General features: G+C 70.0%; 23 protein-coding genes. 10 read left to right on the forward strand and 13 right to left on the reverse strand.

Translation table 11 applies throughout. The features are described from left to right. Positions 1-72: 72 nt before the first annotated feature. Positions 73-1,506 carry a gamma-aminobutyraldehyde dehydrogenase gene (locus OWR29_RS24185; RefSeq protein WP_267565478.1) on the forward strand — a complete coding sequence of 478 codons (1,434 nt, stop codon included), beginning with the start codon at positions 73-75 and terminating at the stop codon, positions 1,504-1,506. A 37-nt stretch (positions 1,507-1,543) separates the two neighbouring features. Here OWR29_RS24185 and OWR29_RS24190 read toward each other — a convergent pair whose 3' ends face one another. Then, the gene (locus OWR29_RS24190; protein ID WP_267565479.1) at positions 1,544-2,746 is read right to left on the reverse strand and encodes a saccharopine dehydrogenase family protein; all 1,203 of its coding nucleotides are present in this window, start codon (positions 2,744-2,746) and stop codon (positions 1,544-1,546) included. 221 nt (positions 2,747-2,967) lie between these two features. Between OWR29_RS24190 and OWR29_RS24195 the strand changes: the two genes are divergently transcribed. Both OWR29_RS24195 and OWR29_RS24200 read left to right on the forward strand, forming a co-directional pair. Next, positions 2,968-3,426, forward strand: coding sequence for an Lrp/AsnC family transcriptional regulator (locus OWR29_RS24195; RefSeq protein WP_267565480.1), 459 nt, complete (start codon positions 2,968-2,970; stop codon positions 3,424-3,426). Next, positions 3,423-4,697: an NAD(P)/FAD-dependent oxidoreductase gene (locus OWR29_RS24200; protein ID WP_267565636.1), complete on the forward strand. Its 1,275-nt coding sequence runs from the start codon at positions 3,423-3,425 to the stop codon at positions 4,695-4,697. The genes OWR29_RS24195 and OWR29_RS24200 overlap by 4 nt, the downstream gene beginning before the upstream one ends. Here the strand turns inward: OWR29_RS24200 and OWR29_RS24205 are convergent. Next, positions 4,694-5,854 carry a helix-turn-helix domain-containing protein gene (locus OWR29_RS24205; RefSeq protein ID WP_267565481.1) on the reverse strand — a complete coding sequence of 387 codons (1,161 nt, stop codon included), beginning with the start codon at positions 5,852-5,854 and terminating at the stop codon, positions 4,694-4,696. The two genes, OWR29_RS24200 and OWR29_RS24205, sit on opposite strands and share 4 nt — an antisense overlap. Positions 5,855-6,003: 149 nt before the next feature. Between OWR29_RS24205 and OWR29_RS24210 the strand changes: the two genes are divergently transcribed. Next, positions 6,004-6,738 (forward strand): hypothetical protein, encoded by a 735-nt coding sequence (locus OWR29_RS24210; RefSeq protein WP_267565482.1) that lies wholly within the window; start codon positions 6,004-6,006, stop codon positions 6,736-6,738. Beyond that, positions 6,735-7,247, forward strand: coding sequence for a SigE family RNA polymerase sigma factor (locus OWR29_RS24215; protein ID WP_267565483.1), 513 nt, complete (start codon positions 6,735-6,737; stop codon positions 7,245-7,247). The genes OWR29_RS24210 and OWR29_RS24215 overlap by 4 nt, the downstream gene beginning before the upstream one ends. 13 nt (positions 7,248-7,260) lie before the next feature. Here OWR29_RS24215 and OWR29_RS24220 read toward each other — a convergent pair whose 3' ends face one another. Next, positions 7,261-8,316, reverse strand: a complete 1,056-nt coding sequence (locus tag OWR29_RS24220; RefSeq protein ID WP_267565484.1) for a hypothetical protein — start codon at positions 8,314-8,316, stop codon at positions 7,261-7,263. Between the two features lie 11 nt (positions 8,317-8,327). Continuing rightward, positions 8,328-8,660 carry a PadR family transcriptional regulator gene (locus OWR29_RS24225; RefSeq protein WP_438872646.1) on the reverse strand — a complete coding sequence of 111 codons (333 nt, stop codon included), beginning with the start codon at positions 8,658-8,660 and terminating at the stop codon, positions 8,328-8,330. A gap of 122 nt (positions 8,661-8,782) precedes the next feature. On the opposite strand from OWR29_RS24225, the gene OWR29_RS24230 reads away from it, so the two are divergent. Then, positions 8,783-9,250, forward strand: coding sequence for a hypothetical protein (locus OWR29_RS24230; protein WP_267565485.1), 468 nt, complete (start codon positions 8,783-8,785; stop codon positions 9,248-9,250). Here OWR29_RS24230 and OWR29_RS24235 read toward each other — a convergent pair. Continuing rightward, positions 9,247-9,528, reverse strand: coding sequence for a hypothetical protein (locus OWR29_RS24235; protein ID WP_267565486.1), 282 nt, complete (start codon positions 9,526-9,528; stop codon positions 9,247-9,249). The genes OWR29_RS24230 and OWR29_RS24235 overlap by 4 nt on opposite strands. A gap of 145 nt (positions 9,529-9,673) precedes the next feature. Next, positions 9,674-10,108 (reverse strand): SMI1/KNR4 family protein, encoded by a 435-nt coding sequence (locus OWR29_RS24240; RefSeq protein WP_267565487.1) that lies wholly within the window; start codon positions 10,106-10,108, stop codon positions 9,674-9,676. Positions 10,109-10,931: 823 nt separating this feature from the next. On the opposite strand from OWR29_RS24240, the gene OWR29_RS24245 reads away from it, so the two are divergent. Next, the gene (locus OWR29_RS24245) at positions 10,932-11,903 is read left to right on the forward strand and encodes a helix-turn-helix transcriptional regulator (protein ID WP_267565488.1); all 972 of its coding nucleotides are present in this window, start codon (positions 10,932-10,934) and stop codon (positions 11,901-11,903) included. Here OWR29_RS24245 and OWR29_RS24250 read toward each other — a convergent pair. The 3 genes from OWR29_RS24250 to OWR29_RS24260 form a co-directional block, all read right to left on the reverse strand. Continuing rightward, positions 11,897-12,766 carry an AraC family transcriptional regulator gene (locus OWR29_RS24250; protein ID WP_267565489.1) on the reverse strand — a complete coding sequence of 290 codons (870 nt, stop codon included), beginning with the start codon at positions 12,764-12,766 and terminating at the stop codon, positions 11,897-11,899. The two genes, OWR29_RS24245 and OWR29_RS24250, sit on opposite strands and share 7 nt — an antisense overlap. 71 nt (positions 12,767-12,837) lie before the next feature. Next, a complete protein-coding gene (locus OWR29_RS24255; protein WP_267565490.1) occupies positions 12,838-13,248 on the reverse strand; it encodes a VOC family protein in 411 nt (136 codons plus the stop codon). Between the two features lie 25 nt (positions 13,249-13,273). Further along, on the reverse strand, positions 13,274-13,906 hold the full coding sequence (locus tag OWR29_RS24260) for a TetR/AcrR family transcriptional regulator (RefSeq protein ID WP_267565491.1): 633 nt from the start codon (positions 13,904-13,906) through the stop codon (positions 13,274-13,276). 49 nt (positions 13,907-13,955) lie between these two features. On the opposite strand from OWR29_RS24260, the gene OWR29_RS24265 reads away from it, so the two are divergent. Then, positions 13,956-14,912, forward strand: coding sequence for a zinc-binding dehydrogenase (locus OWR29_RS24265; RefSeq protein WP_267565492.1), 957 nt, complete (start codon positions 13,956-13,958; stop codon positions 14,910-14,912). 5 nt (positions 14,913-14,917) lie between these two features. Here OWR29_RS24265 and OWR29_RS24270 read toward each other — a convergent pair whose 3' ends face one another. Together OWR29_RS24270 and OWR29_RS24275 are read right to left on the reverse strand one after the other, a co-directional pair. Next, positions 14,918-16,102, reverse strand: a complete 1,185-nt coding sequence (locus OWR29_RS24270; RefSeq protein ID WP_267565493.1) for a low temperature requirement protein A — start codon at positions 16,100-16,102, stop codon at positions 14,918-14,920. A 70-nt stretch (positions 16,103-16,172) separates the two neighbouring features. Beyond that, positions 16,173-16,592, reverse strand: a complete 420-nt coding sequence (locus tag OWR29_RS24275) for a hypothetical protein (protein ID WP_267565494.1) — start codon at positions 16,590-16,592, stop codon at positions 16,173-16,175. Positions 16,593-16,714: 122 nt separating this feature from the next. On the opposite strand from OWR29_RS24275, the gene OWR29_RS24280 reads away from it, so the two are divergent. Together OWR29_RS24280 and OWR29_RS24285 are read left to right on the forward strand one after the other, a co-directional pair. Further along, entirely contained in the window at positions 16,715-17,548 is an 834-nt protein-coding gene (locus tag OWR29_RS24280; RefSeq protein WP_498371634.1) for a DUF72 domain-containing protein, read from the forward strand. Positions 17,549-17,581: 33 nt separating this feature from the next. Next, positions 17,582-18,019 carry a hypothetical protein gene (locus tag OWR29_RS24285; RefSeq protein WP_267565495.1) on the forward strand — a complete coding sequence of 146 codons (438 nt, stop codon included), beginning with the start codon at positions 17,582-17,584 and terminating at the stop codon, positions 18,017-18,019. Here the strand turns inward: OWR29_RS24285 and OWR29_RS24290 are convergent. Both OWR29_RS24290 and OWR29_RS24295 read right to left on the reverse strand, forming a co-directional pair. After that, the gene (locus OWR29_RS24290; RefSeq protein ID WP_267565496.1) at positions 18,016-18,963 is read right to left on the reverse strand and encodes a hypothetical protein; all 948 of its coding nucleotides are present in this window, start codon (positions 18,961-18,963) and stop codon (positions 18,016-18,018) included. The genes OWR29_RS24285 and OWR29_RS24290 overlap by 4 nt on opposite strands. A 237-nt stretch (positions 18,964-19,200) precedes the next feature. After that, a complete protein-coding gene (locus OWR29_RS24295) occupies positions 19,201-20,583 on the reverse strand; it encodes an aspartate aminotransferase family protein (RefSeq protein WP_267565497.1) in 1,383 nt (460 codons plus the stop codon).

A 20,583-nucleotide genomic window follows, 5' to 3' on the forward strand; every position in this document is an offset into this window, starting at 1 on the left:
GGCCTCTTGTCAGCTACGGAATCAGTGGAATGATGTCGGCAAAACAATGGAGTTCCTGCGTCTGGAGATCGCGTGACCGCCAAGACCGTGCTGCACAACTTCATCGGCGGCGCCCCGGCCGCGCCGGCCGAGGGCCGATACGAAGACCTGATCGACCCGGCCACCGGCGAGGTGTTCGCGTCCGCCCCGGTTTCCGGCCAGCCGGACGTCGACAAGGCGATGGAGGCGGCCTCCACCGCGTTCGAGAGCTGGCGCAACACCACACCCAGCGAGCGCCAGCAGGCCCTGCTCAAGTTCGCCGACGCGGTCGAGGCCCGGGCCGACGAGCTGGTCAAGGCCGAGTCGCAGAACACCGGCAAGCCGCTCGGCCTGACCGCCAGCGAGGAGCTGCCGCCCGCGATCGACCAGCTCCGCTTCTTCGCCGGCGCCGCCCGGCTGCTCGAGGGCCGCTCGGCCGGTCAGTACATGCAGGGCTTCGAGAGCTACGTGCGGCGCGAGCCGATCGGCGTGTGCGCGCAGGTCACGCCCTGGAACTACCCGCTCATGATGGCGGTCTGGAAGATCGCGCCCGCCCTGGCCGCCGGCAACACGGTCGTGCTCAAGCCGTCCGACACCACCCCGGTCACCTCGGTCATGCTGGCCGAGATCGCGGCCGAGTTCCTGCCCGCCGGCGTGTTCAACGTGCTCGTCGGCGACCGCGACACCGGCCGCGAGCTGGTCACCCACAAGACCCCGCAGATGGTGTCGATCACCGGCTCGGTCCGCGCCGGCATGGAGGTGGCCTCGGCCGCCTCGGCCGACCTCAAGCGCACCCACCTCGAGCTGGGCGGCAAGGCCCCGGTCGTGGTGTTCGACGACGCCGACGTCGAGGCCGCGGCGGCCGCCATCGCCGAGGCGGGCTACTTCAACGCCGGCCAGGACTGCACGGCCGCCACCCGGGTGCTCGCCTCCCCGCGGGTCTACTCCGACTTCGTGGCCGCGCTCAGCGACGCCGCCAAGGGCACCAAGACCGGCGCCGCCGACGACGAGGACGTGCTCTACGGCCCGCTCAACAACGCGCGCCAGCTCGAGCGGGTGTCCGGCTTCGTCGACCGCCTGCCCGACCACGCCGTGCTGGGCGCCGGCGGCTCCCGCGTGGGCGACCGCGGCTACTTCTACTCCCCCACGGTCGTCTCCGGCCTCAAGCAGACCGACGAGGTGATCCAGGACGAGATCTTCGGCCCGGTCATCACCGTCCAGCAGTTCAGCGACGAGGACGAGGCGGTCGCCTGGGCCAACGGCGTCGAGTACGGCCTGGCCTCCTCGGTGTGGACGAAGGACCACGGCCGCGCGATGCGCATGACGCAGCGCCTCGACTTCGGCTGCGTCTGGGTCAACTGCCACATCCCGCTGGTGGCCGAGATGCCCCACGGCGGCTTCAAGCACTCCGGCCACGGCAAAGACCTGTCGGTCTACGGCCTCGAGGACTACACCCGCCTGAAGCACGTGATGCACAGTCTCGGGTGATTGAGTGTGGGGGCCGCTGGCGGGCGGCCCCCGCTTCTTACCGTTCTTGAAGTTCCCAGGGGCTTCCGTACGCCGTGAGCAGGTCGAGGAACGGCACGGGATCGAAGGCCTCGGGCCCCAGAACACCGGCGCCTTCCCAGGTGCCGGAAGCCAGCAGTTCGAGGGCGACGATCGGGTTCACCGCCGTCTGCCAGACCACGGCCTGGGCGCCGTACTCGCGCATCGACCACTCGTTGTCGACCAGGTGGTACAGGTACACCTCGCGCGGTTCACCGCTTTTGGCTGTGCCCTTCACCCACGTACCGGCGCAGGTCTTGCCCGTCATCTTGTCGCCCAGCGTGGCCGGATCGGGCAGCACCGCGGCCACCACGTCACGCGGCGAAACCTCCGCGCCCTTGACCCGTACCGGCGTCGTCTTGTCCAGGCCCAGCTTGCGCAGCGTCTTCAGCACGTCGATGAACTCCGTGCCCAGCCCGTACTTGAAGGTGACCTTGCCGGCGTCGACCCAGCGCGGGATCAGCAGCACCTCCTCGTGCTCGACGTGCACGCACTCCACCGGCCCGATGCCGCCCGGGAAGTCGAACACCTCGGGCTCGGCGAACGGCTCGGTCGTGTACCAGCCGCGGTCCTTCTCGTAGATGACCGGCGGGTTCAGGCACTCCTCGATGGTCGTCCACACCGAGAACGACGGCGCGAACTCGTAGCCCTCGACGACCAGGTTCGCCCCGTCGCGGACGCCGATCTCGTCGATCGAGTCGAACAGGTGCTCGGCCGCGTACTTGGCGAAGATGTCCGACAGGCCCGGCTCGACGCCGATGCCGACCAGGGCGAGCCGGTTCTCGCTCTTCCACGCCTCGTCGGCCGCGAACTGCTCATCGCCCAGCTTCACGCCGGTCCGCCGGTACGGGTCGGTCGGGTGCGGGTGGGACAGCGACATGGCCATGTCGAGGTAGTGGGCGCCGGCCGCGGCCGCGCCCTCGAAGACCGGCATCACGAAGCGCGGGTCGACGGCGTTGAAGACGTGGGTGATGCCGTGTTCCTGGCAGAGCTCCTTGATGGCGGCTGCTGACGACGCGTCGACCTTTGCCGCCACGAACCTTTCGTCCCGGCCGGCCGCCGCCTTCTCGGCCCGCGCGAGGTCGTAGTCGGCGATGACGAACAGGTCGAAGAAGCTGCGGCGGGCCGCGATGGCAGCGGCGGCGGATCCGACACCGCCCGCTCCGACGGCGAGGATGCGCATGATGACCGTACCTTTCGGACATTTAGGAAGCTGGATCACTGAAACCGTGCGTGCAGAGCCTCTGCGCCACGGAAAAGCTTGTCAAGAGCGATCAACTCTGCGATAAACGCTTCTACGCGGTTCACCCCGGGCCGCCGCCATCGGAACGGATTCCCTTGATCGACGCAGACCGGACGAGTGATTCCATTGCCGTCCATCAGCGTGAAAGGAAGAATCGCGGCGTGACGGCGGACCTGGCACTGGACGAGATCAACAAGCAGATCATCGAGCACCTGCAGCGCGACGGGCGGATGTCGTACGCGACGCTGGCCAAGACGATCGGGCTCTCCGAGGCGGCCGTGCGCCAGCGCGTGCAACGCCTGCTCGACGGCGGCCTCATGCAGATCGTGGCGGTGACCGACCCGCTCACCCTGGGCTTCGCCCGGCAGGCCATGGTCGGGCTCAAGGTGAACGGCGACCTGCGGGCCATCGCCGACGAGATCGCTCAGATCCCCGAGGTCGACTATGTGGTGATCTGCGCCGGCGGCTTCGACCTGCTGGTGGAGCTCGTCTGCACCGACGACGAGCACCTGCTCGACCTGCTCAACGAGAAGATCCGCACGATCAAGGGCGTCCTCGCCTGCGAGACGTTCATGTATCTGAAGCTGGCGAAACAGACGTACGCGTGGGGAACTCGATGATTCCGTCGTTCTGGCTGAGCACGCTCGACCCGGTGACGCCGCGGGCGCCGCTGCCGGGCGACCGGTCGTACGACGTGGCGATCGCCGGGGGCGGCTACACCGGACTGTGGACGGCCTACTACCTCTCGCAGCTCGCGCCTTCGCTCTCCATCGCTGTTCTCGAGGCTTCTTATTGCGGGTACGGTGCTTCCGGGCGCAACGGGGGCTGGGCCTCAGGGCTGTTCCCCGTCAGCGAGGCCAAGCTGGCTCGCAAGTACGGGGCGCCTCAGGCGGAGGCGATGCATGCCGAGCTGGCCGACGCGGTCGACGAAGTGGGCCGGGCGTCCGCGGCCGAGGGGATCGACTGCCACTACGCCAAGGGCGGCACGATCTCGCTGGCCCGCTCCCCCGCCCAGCTGCGGCGGGCCCGGTCGGCCCCGGGCTTCCTGGCCGCCGCCGAGGCGAAGGCCATCTGCAACGCGACCGACGTGCTCGGCGGCGTCTACAGCCCCGACTGCGCCGCCCTGCATCCCGCGCGGCTCGTGCGCGGCCTGGCTTCGGTGGTCGAGGCTCGGGGCGTCGACATCTTCGAAGGCACCCGCGTCCAGTCGCTCGAGCGCGGCCAGGTGGTCACCGACCACGGCACGGTCACGGCCGGCACGGTCGTTCGCGCCCTCGAGGGCTACACGGCCCAACTGGCCGGCCACCGCCGCGCCCTGGCCCCCGTCTACTCCCTGATGATCGCCACCGAGCCGCTGCCCGCCGCGGACTGGGAGCGCATCGGCCTGGCCCGGCGCGAGACGTTCACCGACGAGCGCCACATGATCATCTACGGCCAGCGCACGGCCGACGACCGCCTGGCCTTCGGCGGTCGCGGCGCCCCGTACCACTTCGGCTCGCGCATCGAGCCCTCGTACGACCAGGTGCCCGAGGTGTTCGACAGCCTGCGCCACACGCTGACCGACATGTTCGGCATCCGCCCCGAGATCGCGTACCGGTGGGGCGGTCCGCTCGGCATCCCCCGCGACTGGATGCCCAGCGTGGGCCTGCGCGACGGCGTGGCCTGGGCCGGCGGCTACGTGGGGGACGGGGTGGCCGCGGCCAACCTGGCCGGTCGCACCCTGGCCGACCTGATCACCGGCACCGAGTCCGTGCGGACCACCCTGCCCTGGGTCGGGCACCGCTCCCGCCGGTGGGAGCCGGAGCCGCTGCGCTGGCTCGGCATCAACGCGGCCCTGCGGGCGACCAACCTGCGCGACGCTCTGGAGAAGCACCCAGCGCCGGCCCGCTAACCGGCCACCCGCATCCGCTCGCAGAGGCCGCGCAACGCCGCCCCGCCCGCGCGGCGTTGCGCCCGGTCGAGCAGCCCACGCGCCGTCTCCTGCATCAGCGGCGACGAGTGCACGTGCTGCGGCGCGACCCGCTCCGCCACCAGCAGGTGCTTCACCGCTTCCGCTTCGCGACCCCACCCCGCGTACGCCCGGGCGAGATCGCCGTGGAAGAACACCAGCCGCGAGTTGACCCGGGCCGCACTAAGGTCGGCCGTGGTCGCGATCTCCACCGCCCGCCCCGGCTCCCCCGCGTCGGCCTCGAACCCGAGCCGCCACAGGTTCACGTTGGCCGGCCCGAAGAACAACGCCAGCGTGGTCGTCTCCCCGGTGCGCCGCGCGATCCGCCCCGCCTCGTCCATCCAGGACTGGTGCTCCTCGCCCCGGCCGGCCACCGCACACATCAGGCGAAGCACGCCGAGCATTTCCAGGCCGCCCGGAGCCGCCAGGCGTGACTCCAGCTCAGTGATCCCCCGCTGGGCCAGCGTGCTCTGCCGCGCGTACGAGCCGCAAGAATTCGCCGCACAAGCCCGAGCGAAGGCAGCCAGCGCCAGCAACACCGGGTCTTCGACCTCCTCCGCCACCTCCCGGCACCGCTCCGCGCCCAGCCAGGCGTCCGCCGCGAACCCGAGCGACCGCAACAGCGACGACGCCAGGAACGTCGCCTCACACAGCATCGCCAGCGCCGCACCCCGCTCCGGCCCGCGACAGGCCGCCTGCAGATCCCGCAGCAGCCCCGGCAGCAGCCCGACCGCCCGCGCGTAGTCACACTCGTGCCGCAACCGCCGCACCAGCGCCAACTCCTCGGCCAGCCCCTGGCGGGCGTCGCCGCCCGCCAGCTCGAACTCGACCAGGGCCCGCCGGACCGCATGCACCCCGAGCTGCGCCTCGGCCACCCGACGATCCCCCGTGGACAACGCCGTCCCCGTCAGATCAACCACCGAGCACTCCAACGCCTCAGCGATGCCCGCCAGCACGAACAGGTTGTCGGCCGCCTGCAGCCCCCGCTCGATCCGGCTCCACGAGGCGTGCGAGATGCCCGCCCGGTCCGCCGCCAGGCGCACACTCCATCCCCGCAGCAGCCGCCGCCCCCGGATCCGCTCCCCGATGCTCATCGCCATGCCGCCACCGTAGGACCGCCGCCTGCAGTCCTGTTACGCCCGCGTACCGGTCCGCCCGGCGGCGGTGTGCCTTGCGTCACATGTGAAACAAGGCAGTCCGCTCATCCCGTGGAGACACTGACACCGATGGCGACTTGAGGATGACCACCATGCGCGACGAATTCCAGAGGATCGAGTGGGCCGAGCCGCCGATGGGCGATCTCGTCGGCGAGGCAGTTGCCCAGGGGCGCCGGATGCGGACCGCGCGACGATTCCGTGCCGGCGGCGCCGGCTTGGCCGTGCTCGTCGCGATCGGCCTGGCCGCGATCCCGATCGTTCGCAGCACCGGCGCGCCGGCGCCCGCGGGGCAGGAAACTCTCGTCGCGGCGGCCCCGGCCCCGAGCAGTTCCGCTCCGGCGCCTGTCACGGCCCGGGTCAAGGGCACCCCGGCCGGCCTGCTGAAACTGCTGCTGGACGAGTTGCCGGAGGGCAAGACCAGCCATTACGCCGGTCTCGTCGAATCCGGCGATGTGTCGGTCCAGACCTTCCTCGACCGGGGCCAAGGACCGGGAATGATCCGGTTGCACGTCATGACGCGTCCGGCGTCCGCGTTCAGCGGCGCCTGGACCCCGCTCAGCGGCGGCGCCAAGTATCAGGTCAAGAGCAACACCGGCAACTGCGTCCAGCAGACCATCGTGTGGGTCCATCACGCCGACGACACCCTGCTGCAGTTCGACCTGTACGGCTGCCCCGAGCTGGACGGCCGGAAGATGCGGCCGGCCCTGACCGCTCGCGAGGCGGCCGAGGTGGGCGCGGACCCGCGATGGGGTGTGAAGATCGACCCGGCCCTCAACCGGCAGGGCGCGGCCGCCTTCCCGCACCTGCCGACCGAGTTCGACAAGTGAGCCAGGCCGACGACGACTTCGTCGAATACGCCCGCGCCTCGGCCGGTCAGCTGCGGCGCACCGCGTACCTGCTGTGCCGCGACTGGGACCTGGCGGCCGATCTGACCCAGACCACGCTGGCCCGGATGTTCCTGCACTGGCCGCGGATCAGCCGGCGCGAGAACCCGCACGCCTACGCCCGGCAGGTGCTCTCCCGCGCTTTCCTCGACCACCACCGGGCGAAACGCTCGCACGAGGTGGTGACGTCCGAGTTCAGCGACGTGCCGGCCGCCGGCGAAGACCCCGACCTGCGGCTGACGCTCGTCGACGCGCTCGGCCGGATACCGCCGCGCGACCGGGCCATCGTGGTGCTGCGCTACTGGGAAGACCTCAGCGTCGAGTCGGTGGCCGAGATCCTCGGCCTGCCGACCGGCACCGTGACCTCGCAGAGCGCCCGCTCGCTGGCGCGTCTACGCCACCTGCTCGGCCAACCGGCCGGACCGGCCGCCGGGAATTCGCTCTTCGCCTGAACGCCGGGAGCGATCAGGCTGTGGTCGGGGTGCGGACCGTCGCCCGCTGGGGCCAGACGCAGCAAACGACGATGGCGAGGATCGGGAGCAGCGACAGGATGGCGAGCGGCTCGGCGCCGAAGAAGACGAAACCGCCCCAGTACACCGAGGGGCCGTGGCCGTTGCGGTGGGTGTTGGCCAGCAGGGAGCCGGTCGAGGTGGGGATGTTGCCCAGGCAGGCCGGGGCGAGCAACAGCAGGGTGGCCACGCAGAGCCTCGAGTACGCCCGCTGACGGCCCGGGCCGTAGCGGCGTACGCGCTTGGCGGTGGAGAGCCCGAACAGGGCGCCGAGCAGAGCGCCGGCCAGCCCGCCGAGGATGGTGTCGCGCAGGTGGCCGGGCGGCTCGGCCCACATCACGTCGAGGTTCAGGGCGGACGGGTACTGCCCGGTGACCTGCACCGCGGCGAGATAGCCGGCGCGCGTGCCGGTCACCTCGGCGAACACGGTCTGCGGACCGTTGCGGTCAACCGTGGTTCGCACATCTCGCCAGCCGTGTGCGCGCATCTGCCGGGTGACGTCGGCGGCGACCTGCTCCACGCCGGTTTGCGGAGGCATCATGCCGGCCACACTGGTCCGGCCGGCCCGCACGCCGGTGCCGCCGTGCAACGTGTTCTTGCTGTACGGGTTCCAGAAGGTCTGCCGCCCGTACTGGTCGGCCGTCTCGTCGAATGGGACCGGCAGAACAGTGGGCGCGAGGCCGATCACCGTGGCCTTGTCCGGCGCCATCGAGTCCACATCCCGCCAGGCCAGCCACGAGCCGAGCGCAATTCCGCTCAGCCCACCGAGCACGGCCGCGAACGCCGCGATCACAAACGCCCGCCGCCCGAACTCGGCGAGACGCCGCCCGAGCCCGTGCCGCAGCAGCACAGCCGCTTCCCGCGCGGCCGGCCGCGACCGACCCGGCCCGGCGGCGTCGAGCAGCGTCGCGAGGATCTCCGGCCCACGCTCGCGCCGATACGTCCGCGGATAGGCCACCAGCAACCTCCGATACCGGCGGGCCAGACGCATGGTGCGGAGGTCGTCGGGCATGGCGATCCCTTTCAGGCGTGGCGGGGAGCGCCGGCGGGACGGGCCGCGCTCAACCGCTGAGTGACCATGCGAGCGTCGCGCCGCATCTGCTCAGCCTCGGCCCCCAGCGCCGCGATGCCCGCATCGGTCAGCCGGTAGTAGCGCCGGAGCCGGCCATCGACAGTCTCTTCCCGGTCAACCTCGACAAGCCCCTCATCACTGAGCCGGTCAAGCGCCGCATACAACGTCCCGGCCGCCAGACGCGTCCGATCACCCGACAGCCGAGCCACTTCCTTGATCACCGCATACCCGTGCAGCGGCACCGGAGCAAGCGCCGACAGAATCAAAAAACTGGGTCGCCGCATGCCCGCCAATATACAGTTGATCGTCCTATAGCTGAACCCGCAAACGTAGGGGTCGGAACGGCGTGCGTGCCGCTGAGGCTGGAAGATCCGCATGGCGCGTCGCACGGGAAGGAAGGCCGGCGGTGGTTCAGCGGGACTGGCAACCCGACGAGAGTGACAGGCAGTGGCTTCCGGCCATCGACGTGCGCGCTGTCGTTGCCGCCGCCGGACGGAGTTCCGTGAGCCTGGATGACTTTCCTCAGATCGGCTCGACCTTCAGCGCCGGATCGGCCGCCGAGCTCCGAAGTGCCGTCGAAGGACTGGGGTCGGACGACGCCGGCCGGATCGAGGAATCGTTGACCCGGCTTCGCTGGCTGGTGTGCAGCGACGGCAACACGGGTGTCGCCGGCCCCTTCATCGTGCCGGCCCTGCTTCGAGTGGCCGGCAGCCACCGAGCGGAGGCACTCCAGCTGGTCGGCGACATGGCGCGCGTGGACAGCTTACGGATGGAAGCACCTGCTGGGTCGAACTGGGCGCTCATTTCCAAGCCGCCCTCGACCTCGTCGAGATGCACGACTGGCTCCGCGCAGTACCCGACGACCTTGATCTAAGAGACAGGACCTGGTCGCGCCACAGCCCGGCTTGCGCGGCGCTGCCGGAAGAAGCGGACGACCTCACGTAGCACAACGGCGTTGAGCACAGCCGAGGCGGCGAACGCTCCATAGAGCACGGGCACGCCGGCCCAGCCCAGCTCGTCGCCGACAGCGGCCACGATGATCAAGCCTCCTGCGAACCACCCGATACCGATCGGCAGGGTTCCGAGGGCGGCGGCAGGGAACCACTCGCCAGTTACTTGGGACAGGCCGAGCATGCCGAGGATGACCAGCACGTATACGGCTGTCCCCCACCAGAACGCCCGGCTTGACGGGACTCGTCGGGATCGAGTCCGCGGCGTGGATCGTTGCATGGTCCCAGTACAGCGGTCCGCGCCCTCGAAAGTAACCACCTGAAGTCCAGGTCACGGGCCGCGTCGTTCACACACTGGGACGCAGCATGCTGAGGAAACCGGCGAAGTCGGGCGCCAGCGGCACAACCCCCCAGTCCACGCTCCAGAAGACAACCGCCGGATTCTTGTCGTCCGCGCGGTAGTCGAAACAGAAGAAGTCGCCGCCCACGTCGGCGGCGAACGGAATGATCCCCTCATCCAGCACATCAACCAGAGGAAAGATGGCGGCGACGATATTGCTGGTAAACGGCGAACCCGCAAAGTGCAGCAGATGATCGACCGCCGTGCCGAACCCGTTGGGCAGGTCAATCCCAGCCGGAACCGGAGCGGCACCCTGATGAACTTGCGCGACCGCCAGGAACTCCGAAGGCAGCTCCACCTCCAGCTCGTCCTGCGCCTCCCGCACGGCCGCGTCCGACGCCGGCCGCGGGTCGTCGAGCGCCCCGTCCACCCACTCCACCATGGTTGAGCTCTCCCCGTTCAAGTCCGGAAGCGATTTACACGATCATGTTCCCGGTCGAGGTCCGGCAACTCGACGCGCCCCGCGGCGGCCTCCGGCTTCTTTCCACCACCCGGGCATTCCTCAGGCGGCGCGTAAGCACGGATAGTGCCGTTATGCCGCGCTATGCTCCCGTCAGCTGTAAGAGCCACCACTCGCTTGCATACCGGACATATGCCACGCTGATGCTCCGCGCGCTGAGGCACCCTTCCTCCCCCACCAGGCCATCGCATGTGCCCCACTCTTCACTACTCGAGCGAACCAGCGATCAGCGAATCAGCGAATCAGCGAATCAGCGAATGCGAGACGGGACCACGGCCGGCGGCGGAGCGGATGGCCACGGCCGCGGCACACAAACAACCGGTCGATCTGGTCCGCCTTTGACGGCGTCAGCGGTATAGACGGCCCGCCCGTCCTTGTCGATGTGGCTGTCACCAACCGGCAGCATGGAACCGCTCGGACACGGCCATGGCCTGGACGGCCCGGGACCACTCGTATCGCCTTCGCCACCGACGTACGCAACCAGACCCACGACAAGGCAAACCACCGCCACGGCAGTGAACACCGACACGGGCCCGGTACGCACTCGCAGCTTCGGCATCTCGGCTCCTCGATCAGACCTCCCTCCACCATCGGCTGTGTCGCCTTCAAGCAAAGCGTCAGTCCGAACCTCAGTAGCCTCTCTGACCTCGACCACCTACAACAAAGCCGCAGGCAAAACCCTCGGCAAGGCTGGAGAGATGCGTTCCCGGCGTAACCGCTTCCGTTGCGGGGTAGTAGAGACGTAATGCGGCTAGGCAAGCATCCCGTCACCCGGTTCGAGTTCGCCACCCATGACGTCGACGTGGCCCACGACGTGCTGCGGCAGATCTACGCCGGCCACACCTTTCGGGTGCATCAGGCCGCCCGGCGGTTCTCGTACCACCAGGTTGCTGTGGACGCCGGGCCGGTCAAGGCGGTCCGGGTCGCGTACACGATGGACGTCACCGTCGGTTTTCAGCCGGTCGACCATCTGATTTTCGTGGCGCTGGCCGACGGCCGGGTCGACACGCACGACCGGCGGGAGGTGACGCGGTCCGGTCCGGGTGACGTCGTGCTGCACCGGCCCGGCCGGCCTTTGATCAATCAGTGCCGCGATTTTGACATGGTGAGCATCAATCTTGATCCCGCGCTCGTCGCCGCCGTGGCCGCTCTTCGCACCGGCATCGCGCCCGACGACTTCCGGTTCGACGGGTCCGATCCCTTGTCTCCGCCGCTCGCCGCCTATTTCCGGGAGACCATGGCGTACGTTTATGGCCTGCTCACCAGTCCGCCGGAGCCGCTGCCCAGCTTGGCCATCAGCGCCGCCGCCGACCTGGCCGCTTCGGCCGCCCTGGTCACCTTTCCCAGCACCGCGATGACCGCATCCGATCGGCCGGCCGTCGGACCGTTGACGCCGGCGTCGGTGCGGCGGGCCGTCTCGTACATCGAATCGCATGCCGCCGAACCGATCACGGCCACCTGGATCGCGGAGGCCGCCCGCGTCACCCCCCGGGCTCTGCAGGCGGCTTTCCGCCGTCACCTGGACTCCACGCCGATGGCTTATTTGCGCCGCGTACGCCTGTCCCGCGCGCACCGCGACCTGCTGCACGCCGATCCGACCACGGGCGACACCGTGTCCGCGATCGCCCACCGCTGGGGCTACCTGAGTCTGAGCCATTTCGCTGCCGACTATCGCGCCGCCTACGGCCGCTCCCCCAGCCAGACCCTGCGCTACTGAGGTTCGACGGGCAGCCACAGCTCGCTGGTGGCCGTGCTGAAGTCGTCCGCGCGTTCGAGCGTCGCCACGATCGACGGGCCCGGCCGCAGCCGCCACGGGTTCGACGGGAACCATTCGGTGGCGGTGGCCGCCCACGTCCGCTGCAGTTCTTCCGGATAGTTGCCGCTGCTGCGGAACACCGCCCACGTCCCGCCCGGCACTTCGATGCTGTCCAGGTCGTCCGGCACGTCCCGGCCGGCCGTGACCGCCACCCCGTGCAGGTACGTCAGTTCGGTGCCCTCGGCCGCGTCCGGTCCGATGTCGTCGCTGACCGCCAGCAGCCCGGCCGGCTCGGTGTCGCCCAGGTCCTTGAGCCGTTGGTGCTCCGAAGCTGGTAGCCGGGCCACGTGCTCCTGGATCTGCGAGTTCACCCCTTCGTAATTCAGCGGCACTCGCGCCGCGTGCCCCACCAGCCGGAACGCCGGCCTTTCGACGATGCGGGTTTCCATCGGTTCGCTCCCTTCGACGGTCAGGCGGAACCTGACCTGCGGTTGTGCCCGAAGGGGTCCGCCGTCCCGGCGCACGTCGCCCGGCCCGGCCCCGTGCACGGCCTTGAACGCCCGCCCGAAGGCCTCGGCCGACCCGTACCCGTACCGCACCGCGATCGCGAGCAGGTCGCCCTCACCCCGGACGACGTCCGCCGCCGCCACGGTCATCCGGCGCCGTCGGACGTACTCCGACAGCGGCATCCCGGCCAGCGACGAGAACATCCGCCGCAGGTGGTATTCGCTGCTGCCCACGGCCCGGGCCACCGCCGCGACGTCCACTTCCGCCCCGAGCCGTTCCTCGACCAGGTCGGCCAGCCGGTTGAGCGCCGAGATCATCGGACCCCCTTCGACTTCCGAGCTTGCCCGACCCGGACCGGCCGCCGCCCGACAGCTGTGGCCGGATCCGATCAGCCGCGCCCGGGCCACCGAGGACCCTCGTCGGTCCACGTGACGCCCTTGTTGCGGCAGAAGCAGAAGGGGTGACCGACGGGATCGGTGTAGACGCGCCAGCCGTAGCCCTCGGGGCCGATGGAGTCCTGCTGCAGCTTCGCGCCGAGGGCCAGCACGCGGGCCTGCTCGGCCTCGATGTCATCGACCTCGAAGTCGAGGTGGAACTGCTTGGGATGCTCGCTGCTGGGCCACTGCGGGGCGCGGTAGTCCTGCACCGGGTTGAAGGCCAGCTCGATCTCGCCGAACTGGACGCCGGCCCAGTTCTCGTCGCTGCCTTCCTTGACCGGACGGCCTGTCACCTCGGAGTAGAAGGCCGCCAGCGCCATGGCGTCCGGGCAGTCGATGATGAAATCCGTGAGTCGGAGCATCCGGCGATCCTGCCACAGCAGACTTCTAGGCCTTGGCCAACGCTGAGGCGGGCAGGCGTGCGGGTGGCGGCAGCGGGGACGTCGTAGGGGCGGCGCGGAACGAGTCGAGGATCAGGGCAGCGAACCGGCGGGCGGCGGCCAGGCGCAGGGACGGCGGGCCGGGCGGCAGCCCCCGGGCGGCCATGATCATGAGGATCAGGTCGTCCACCACGGCGTCGGGGCGCAGCGCGCCCGCGCGCTGGGCTCGGCGCCACAGGGCAGTCAGCGCGCGCAGCATGTCCGCGCGGTGGGCGGCGAAGTCGAAGGCGCCGGGGTACGACGAGACGAATGCGTCGACGAAGCCCTGGTTGGCCGCGTTCAATTCGGTGATCTCGCGGACGATCACCGTGAGGCCGCGCCACGGGTCGGGATCCGCGCAGTTGGCGTGCACGATGCTGCTGCAGGCTCGCAGCTCGTCGGCGAAGGCGGCGTCGATGAGCGCCTGCTTCGTCGGGAAGCGGCGGTAGAGGGTCGCCGGGCCCACCTCGGCCCGGCGCGCGATCTCGCGCATGGGCACGCCGAGCCCCTGCTCCGAGAAGAGCGAGCGGGCCGCCTCGAGTACGCGGTCACGGTTGTCGCGGGCGTCGGAGCGCAGCATGTGAGGCAATTGAGCGTCCATGACCTCTCACTTTAGCCAAGTGGACGGGGGCGTCCGTTAGCGTCGCGGCATGAAGGCGATCAGCATCCAGACGTACGGCGACCCCAGCGGCATGCAGGTGATCGAGGCGCCGGAGCCCGAGCCCGGGCCCGGCCAGCTGCTCATCGCGACCGAGGCGATCGGGGTCGGCGGCGTCGACGCGGTCATCCGGCGCGGCACCATCGGCAGCATCGGCTTCCCGGCGGGTCTCGTCCCGGGCAGCGAGGTGGCGGGAAAGGTGATCGCGGTCGGTGACCCGGCCGACGCCGCCTGGATCGGGCGCGGCGTGTGGGCCTTCACCGGGCTGGGCGGCGGCTACGCCGAGCGGGCGGTGGCCGGGCTCGACGACGTGACCGCGCTGCCCGACGGGCTCTCGCCGGTGGACGCGGTGACGATCGGCAGCTCCGGGCCGGTGGCGCATTTCGGGCTGGCCCACGTCCACTTCACCCGCGGCGAGTCGGTGCTGGTGCGGGGCGCGGCGGGCAGCATCGGGATCATGGCCGTGCAGATGACCGCGCTGGGCGGCGCGCGGGAGATCGCGGTGACGACCTCGTCGCCCGAGCGCGGCAAGCTGCTGCGCGAGCTGGGGGCCACGGTGGTGCTGGACCGAGCCGGCCAAGGGGACGTGACCAGTGGGTTCGACGTCATCGTGGACATAGTCGGCGGTGCGGACCTGCCGGTGTTCCTCGAGCGGCTGGCCGACAACGGGCGCATGGTGTCACTCGGCGTCGTCGGCGGCTACCCGCCCGCCGACTTCGGCTCGGCCCTGCTGCGATCGTTCCGGCGTTCCCTCTCGTACGCGACCATGAGTCTGGACACCGTGCCGGTCGTGGAGAGGAATCGCGTACGGGCAAGGAACTTGGCGTCAGCCGCGACCGGAGAACTCCGCGCGGTGGTGCACGACGTCCTGCCCCTCGACGAGGCAGCCGACGCACACCACCGGATGGACGCGGGCGAAGTGTTCGGCCGCATCGTGTTGACCGCTTAGGGCGATCAGGCTTCGGTCGTACGCAATCGGCCTTGTCGTTGGGCGCGCATGCCGGCCAGCACCGTGGCGATCAGGATGAGCGTCACCAGGATCACCGACACCATGGGAGCCAGGAACTCCGGGATGCCCAGCAGCGCGACCAGCGGAATCACCGCGACCGGCCACGGCCAGGCCGACCGCCAGCGGCCCGACGTGCCCATCATGACCATCGCGACGCCGGCCAGATAGAGGGCCGTCCCGCCGTGCAACGCCCAGCGGGCGGTGTCGCCCAGATCGCCCGACGGGTGCGCGACGAACTGCTCGATGCCGACCGCCGCGATGGCCAGGCCGACGACGAGCGGCAGGTGACCGTAGATGTAGGCGTCGGCGACACCGGTCTCCGGGTCGTCCCCGTCCTCGACCAGTTCGCGTTTGCCGGCCGCTCCGCCGAGGTCGAAGTAGATCCACCAGACGGCCGCGACGGCGACGAAGGCGAGGGCGGCCGACACCACCGAGGCGGCCACCCAGTGCTGCTCGTGCACGCCGACCGCGATCGAGCGCACCGACTCGCCCAGCACCAGGATCACGAACAGCGCGAACCGTTCCGGCAGGTGGTCGAGGTGCAGCGGGGTCTTGTCGCCGAGCCGGGTGGCCAGGATGGGGGCGGCCGCCTCGATCAGAATCCCGGCGCCCCACAGCACGTACCGGACCGTGCCGTCGACCGGCAGCGAAGCCGTCCACAGCAGGGCCGACGCGATCGCGCCGCCGATGTAGATGCCGATCGTGTGGCGCGCCTCGGGCACATGCCGCCACGCCCGTACGTAGAGAAGTAGCAGCAGAACGCGGGTGGCCAGGTAACACAGCGCGAACTCGGTGCCTTCACTGCCCGTGGCGCCCAAGGCCGCGGCCGCCATGCCGACCACGGCGCCCGTCGCGGCCAGCTTGGCCAGGCGGTAGAGCACGTCGTTGGTGTCGAACCGGTTCGCGTACAACGTGATCGTCACCCACGACCACCACGTCACGATGATCAGCCCGGCGAAGGTGAGGGTGCCGGTCAGGTTCAGATGATCGGCGAACCCGGTGGCGAGCTGGTCGATGACCAGGACGTAGGCCAGATCGAAGAAGAGCTCCAGCCGGGACGCGCCACGGTCTTCCTTCGTACGCAGTCGGGGTGGCCGGATGAGCGGTGCGGGCCGATCGTCTGTTGTCACCGCCCGGCATTTCCCCGATAAGCGACGGGCCACACCCCCGAGAGCGGAGTGTGGCCCGTCGTCGTGCCAACTAGCGGCGGAAGATCACGTTGCCGAAGTTGAAGCGGTGGCCGCCGTTGTACCAACCGAAGTCGCCACCCCGGTAGCCGTTGTACCAACCGCCGTACCAGTTGTGGTTGTCCCAGTTGTCGTTCCAGTCGTCGACGCGCAGGACGTAGCCGCGACGGCTGTGGCCGAAGCCGACCCGCTCGCAGTCGTAGTCGTCCCAGCGGTCACGCCACTCGCCGAGCCGGCCCACGCGCTCGCAGGCGCTGCGCGAGCGGAAGTAGCCGACAACCTCGTCGTCGTCGTAACCGTAGTAGCCACCCTGGGCGCTCTGGGTGGCACCCTGAGCGGCGGCGGGAGCGGCCTGAGCCGGACCCGCGCCGATCGCGACGGCGGTGCCGAGGCCGAGGCCGGCGACAGCGAGGAGCCGAGTGATGCGGTTCATTGCAAACCCCTTTCGTCATGACGTCTTGCGAAATGAGTTGATCATCCCGGTCCGGTGCAGGATGGGGGTTTCGCTTTTGGGTAACCCGTTAGTGTCACGGATAGTCGTCGAAAGGCAGGGACATGCAGCTGCACGTGGGCTGTGCGATGTGGACACACAAGGCCTGGCAGGGCACGGTGGTCGGCCCCGGGCAAGAGAAACTGCAGGCGTACGCGGGCTGGTGCAACGCCGTCGAAGGCAACACCACCTTTTACGCCACCCCGTCGCGTGAGACGGTGGCCGGCTGGGCCCGCCAGACGCCCGACGACTTCCGCTTCGTGCTGAAGCTGCCCCGCGTCGTCACCCACGACCAGCGCCTGACCGGCGGCGACGAGGCCCTGCGCGCCTTCCTCACCGCGATCGAGCCGCTGGGCCCGCGCGTGCACGCCCTGTGGATCCAGCTGCCGGCGTCGTTCGGCCCGGCCGACCTGCCCGCCCTGGCCGCCTTCCTGCGCCGCCGAGCGCAAGGCTTCCGCTACGCCGTCGAGGTCCGCCACCCTTCGTTCGCCACCGACCACACAGACCTGGACGCGATCCTGACCGAGGCCGCCGCCGAACTGGTCCCCTTCGACACCAGCGTCATGTTCGCCACCCCACCCACCAGCGACGCCGAACGCGACGCCTGGCAGAAGAAACCCCGATTGCCCGTACGCCCTAAAGCCCTCACCAACCACCCGGTGATCCGCTACCTGGGCCGCGACGACCCCGGCCGCACGGTCGAGGGCTGGCAACGCTGGCTCCCGGTGGTGGCCCGCTGGCTGCGCGAAGGCCGCTCCCCCACGGTCTTCATCCACACCCCGGACAACACCGGCGCCCCCGCCCTGGCCCGCCAGTTCCACGCCGAGGTGGCCGCCCTGGTGCCCGGCCTCGACCCCCTCCCCGAACCCGAGCCGGTCGGCCCGCTGACGCTGTTCTGAGGAACCGGCGCACGGATCGGTGTGGTTGGATTTGTGGATGCAGCTCCGCAGATCCCCGCGCGGGAGGCGCCGGTGAGCCGGGGTGGTAGGTGGCTGGCCGCCGGCCTGGTCGTGCTGGGGGTGGTCCTGCTCGTCGACCGCACGGTGCCCGCACTCGGCAGGCCGGTGACGTGGGACCCGGCCGAACATCCGCTCCTGCAGCTGAAGACGGTCATCGGCGGTTGCGAGCTGACCATTCTGCCGCCGCCGGCCCGCACCGACGACGACCCGGCGCCCCGGCTCGAGATCGTGGCTTTCCTGGCCGGCGTCGACGTCGTCGTCCCCCGCGGGATCAGGGTGCATGTCGACAGCCGCGGCTTCGGTGGGCGGGAGCAGGTGCTGGCGGACGAGTCGCGGCGACCGGCCGACACGGACCTCACCATCGTGGTGTTGTCGGCGTTCGCGTCGCTGCGGGTCAAGACGCCGGTTTAGGGCTGGTCGCGGCGCAGCGCCTGCAGGTAGACGGCGATGTCACTGTTGGCCGGGGCGTAGCGGACACCGGCTCGTTTCTCGCCGGCCCAGAGCAGACTGAGCTGGTCGTTGATCGTCCGCTCGCCCGCGGTGTCGGCCGGCATGTCGACGCGCATCTCCTGCAGCAGGCGGAGCCGGTAGACGTCGATGGCCGCGGTGACCGCGACACCGAAGTTGCCGGCGGCGGCCAATGCCGATCGGTAGGCCACCATCGCTCCGGCCAGCATGGCCAGCGGAACGAGCCACCACAGCGGATGGGTGGCCAGCAGGACGGCGGCGGCGGCCGCGCTGAGTATGAGGGTCAGGCACAGTCGGCTGGCGGTGTCGAGCTGGTTGCGGGTTCGGGCCACGTAGCTCAGGACGGCGTCGGGCAGCACGTAGTAGAGCCGTGGCCACAGCACGATCGCCTGCAGTCCATAAGCGCGACCGGCGCGCTCCTCGAAAGCGCGTAACCGGTTCCCGAGCGCGGTCGGCAACAGAGCACCGCTGCTAGGGAAGTTCAGCAGTTCCGCGTCGATGTCGGCGGAGGGGATGCTCCTCGCTTGGGCCACGTCGGTAAGGAGCTTCAGCCGTTCCAGCTTCCTCCGCTGCACCCAGCGGCCCAGGTCGGCTGCCCGCCGGAGCGGACCCCAGGCCGACCAGTAGCCCTCCAGCAACCGGATGGAGGCCAGCTCCAGCGGCTCCAGCAGGACGGCGCCAACCGCGACAAGTCCTACAGCAGCAGCAGCACCGGCCCAGCCGAAGCGCCGGGCACTTTCCAGGAGGTGATTGAAGGCGGGAGCTTCCTGCGGAGCGCCGCTCAGCAGAAGAACGCCGACCGTGCAGACGAACAGCGCCGCCGGCAGAGCGTTGACCAGCTTGAATCGGGCCGGCACTTCGTTGAGAGCATCGACCGGCGAGTCCACTACTGCTCCCTGCGGTGCGCCTCGCACTCGAGCGCCCGGGAAGCTGGCCTTCCGCGAACCACAGCGCGACAGCGCCCAGACCTAACAGAAGGGTGCGCATCGGCAGCTCCCTCCCACGTGGTGCCGGCGCCACGCTACGGCGCGCTTGGACAGCTCTCGCGGCTGTCTCAAAACCCACCGCAGCTGAAACACGGAAAGCCCGGCACCCACCAGGATGCCGGGCTTCTCGCGTCGTTGCTAGAGGCGGTTGGAGGCCTCGGTGAGGACCGAGCGCAGGATCTGCTCGATCTCGATGAACTGCTGCTCGCCCGCGATCAGGGGCGGGGCGAGCTGGATGACCGGGTCGCCGCGGTCGTCGGCTCGGCAGTAGAGGCCGGCCTCGAACAGGGCGCTGGAGAGGAAGCCGCGCAGCAGGCGCTCGGACTCCTCCTCGTTGAAGGTTTCCTTGGTGGCCTTGTCCTTAACGAGCTCGAGGCCGAAGAAGTAGCCGTCGCCGCGGACGTCGCCCACGATCGGGAGGTCTTCCAGCCGGGAGAGGTACGAGCGGAACAGGTCGCTGTTGTCCCGCACGTGCTTGTTGAGGTCTTCCCGTTCCATGATGTCGAGGTTGGCCAGGGCCACCGCGGAGCCGACCGGGTGGCCGCCGTAGGTGATGCCGTGGGCGAACCAGTTGGTGCCCTCGAGGAACGGCTCGGCCAGGCGCTCCGACGCGATCATCGCCCCCAGGGGAACGTACCCGCTGGTCAGGCCCTTGGCGACGGTGATGATGTCGGGGGTGTAGCCGTAGCGCTGGCCGCCGAAGTACTCGCCGAGGCGGCCGAAGCCGCTGATCACGTCGTCCGAGACCATCAGCACGTCGTAGCGGTCGCAGATCTCGCGTACGCGCTGGAAGTAGCCGGGCGGGGGCGGGAAGCAGCCGCCCGCGTTCTGCACCGGCTCGAGGAAGACCGCGGCCACCGTGTCGGGGCCCTCGAACTCGATGGCCTCGGCGATGCGGTCGGCCGCCCAGACACCGAACTCTTCGAGCGACTGCGACTCGTCGGGGCGCCGGTAGTAGTTGGTGTTGGGCACCCGGAACGTCGACGGGACCAGCGGCTCGAAGTCCTGCTTGAGGGCGGGGATGCCGGTGATCGACAGGGCGCCCATCGAGGTGCCGTGGTAGGCGATCGAGCGCGACAGCACCTTGGTCTTGGTCGGCTTGCCGGTGCGCTTGAAGTACGAGCGGGCCAGCTTCCAGGCCGACTCGACGGCCTCGGAGCCGCCGGTGGTGAAGAAGACCCGGTTGAGGTCGCCCGGGGTGAGGTCGGCCAGGCGGTCGGCCAGCTCGACGGCCTTGGGGTGGGCGTACGACCAGATCGGGAAGTATGCGAGCTCACCGGCCTGCTTGGCGGCGGCTTCGGCCAGCTCTTGCCGGCCGTGGCCGGTCTGCACCACGAACAGCGCGGACAGGCCGTCGAGGTAGCGCCGGCCGGTGGAGTCCCAGATGTAGCAGCCGTCGCCGCGGACGATCATCGGGATGTCGGCCTTCTTGTAGGACGACAGCCGGGTGAAGTGCATCCACAGGTGGTCGCGGGCGTCGCCGGACAGCTTTTCGTAGTCGGGTGACTGGAGGTCGCTCAA

It is taken from the genome of Paractinoplanes pyxinae, from assembly GCF_026626335.1.
Lineage (GTDB): Bacteria > Actinomycetota > Actinomycetes > Mycobacteriales > Micromonosporaceae > Actinoplanes > Actinoplanes pyxinae.

Coding starts and splice junctions, on each gene's coding strand:
- OWR29_RS24190 (WP_267565479.1), bottom strand. CDS start 2,746: ATGCGCATCCTCGCCGTCGGAGCGGGCGGTGTCGGATCCGCCGCCGCT.
- OWR29_RS24200 (WP_267565636.1), top strand. CDS start 3,423: ATGATTCCGTCGTTCTGGCTGAGCACGCTCGACCCGGTGACGCCGCGG.
- OWR29_RS24205 (WP_267565481.1), bottom strand. CDS start 5,854: ATGGCGATGAGCATCGGGGAGCGGATCCGGGGGCGGCGGCTGCTGCGG.
- OWR29_RS24210 (WP_267565482.1), top strand. CDS start 6,004: ATGCGCGACGAATTCCAGAGGATCGAGTGGGCCGAGCCGCCGATGGGC.
- OWR29_RS24220 (WP_267565484.1), bottom strand. CDS start 8,316: ATGCCCGACGACCTCCGCACCATGCGTCTGGCCCGCCGGTATCGGAGG.
- OWR29_RS24225 (WP_438872646.1), bottom strand. CDS start 8,660: ATGCGGCGACCCAGTTTTTTGATTCTGTCGGCGCTTGCTCCGGTGCCG.
- OWR29_RS24240 (WP_267565487.1), bottom strand. CDS start 10,108: ATGGTGGAGTGGGTGGACGGGGCGCTCGACGACCCGCGGCCGGCGTCG.
- OWR29_RS24245 (WP_267565488.1), top strand. CDS start 10,932: ATGCGGCTAGGCAAGCATCCCGTCACCCGGTTCGAGTTCGCCACCCAT.
- OWR29_RS24250 (WP_267565489.1), bottom strand. CDS start 12,766: ATGATCTCGGCGCTCAACCGGCTGGCCGACCTGGTCGAGGAACGGCTC.
- OWR29_RS24255 (WP_267565490.1), bottom strand. CDS start 13,248: ATGCTCCGACTCACGGATTTCATCATCGACTGCCCGGACGCCATGGCG.
- OWR29_RS24260 (WP_267565491.1), bottom strand. CDS start 13,906: ATGGACGCTCAATTGCCTCACATGCTGCGCTCCGACGCCCGCGACAAC.
- OWR29_RS24265 (WP_267565492.1), top strand. CDS start 13,956: ATGAAGGCGATCAGCATCCAGACGTACGGCGACCCCAGCGGCATGCAG.
- OWR29_RS24275 (WP_267565494.1), bottom strand. CDS start 16,592: ATGAACCGCATCACTCGGCTCCTCGCTGTCGCCGGCCTCGGCCTCGGC.
- OWR29_RS24280 (WP_498371634.1), top strand. CDS start 16,715: ATGCAGCTGCACGTGGGCTGTGCGATGTGGACACACAAGGCCTGGCAG.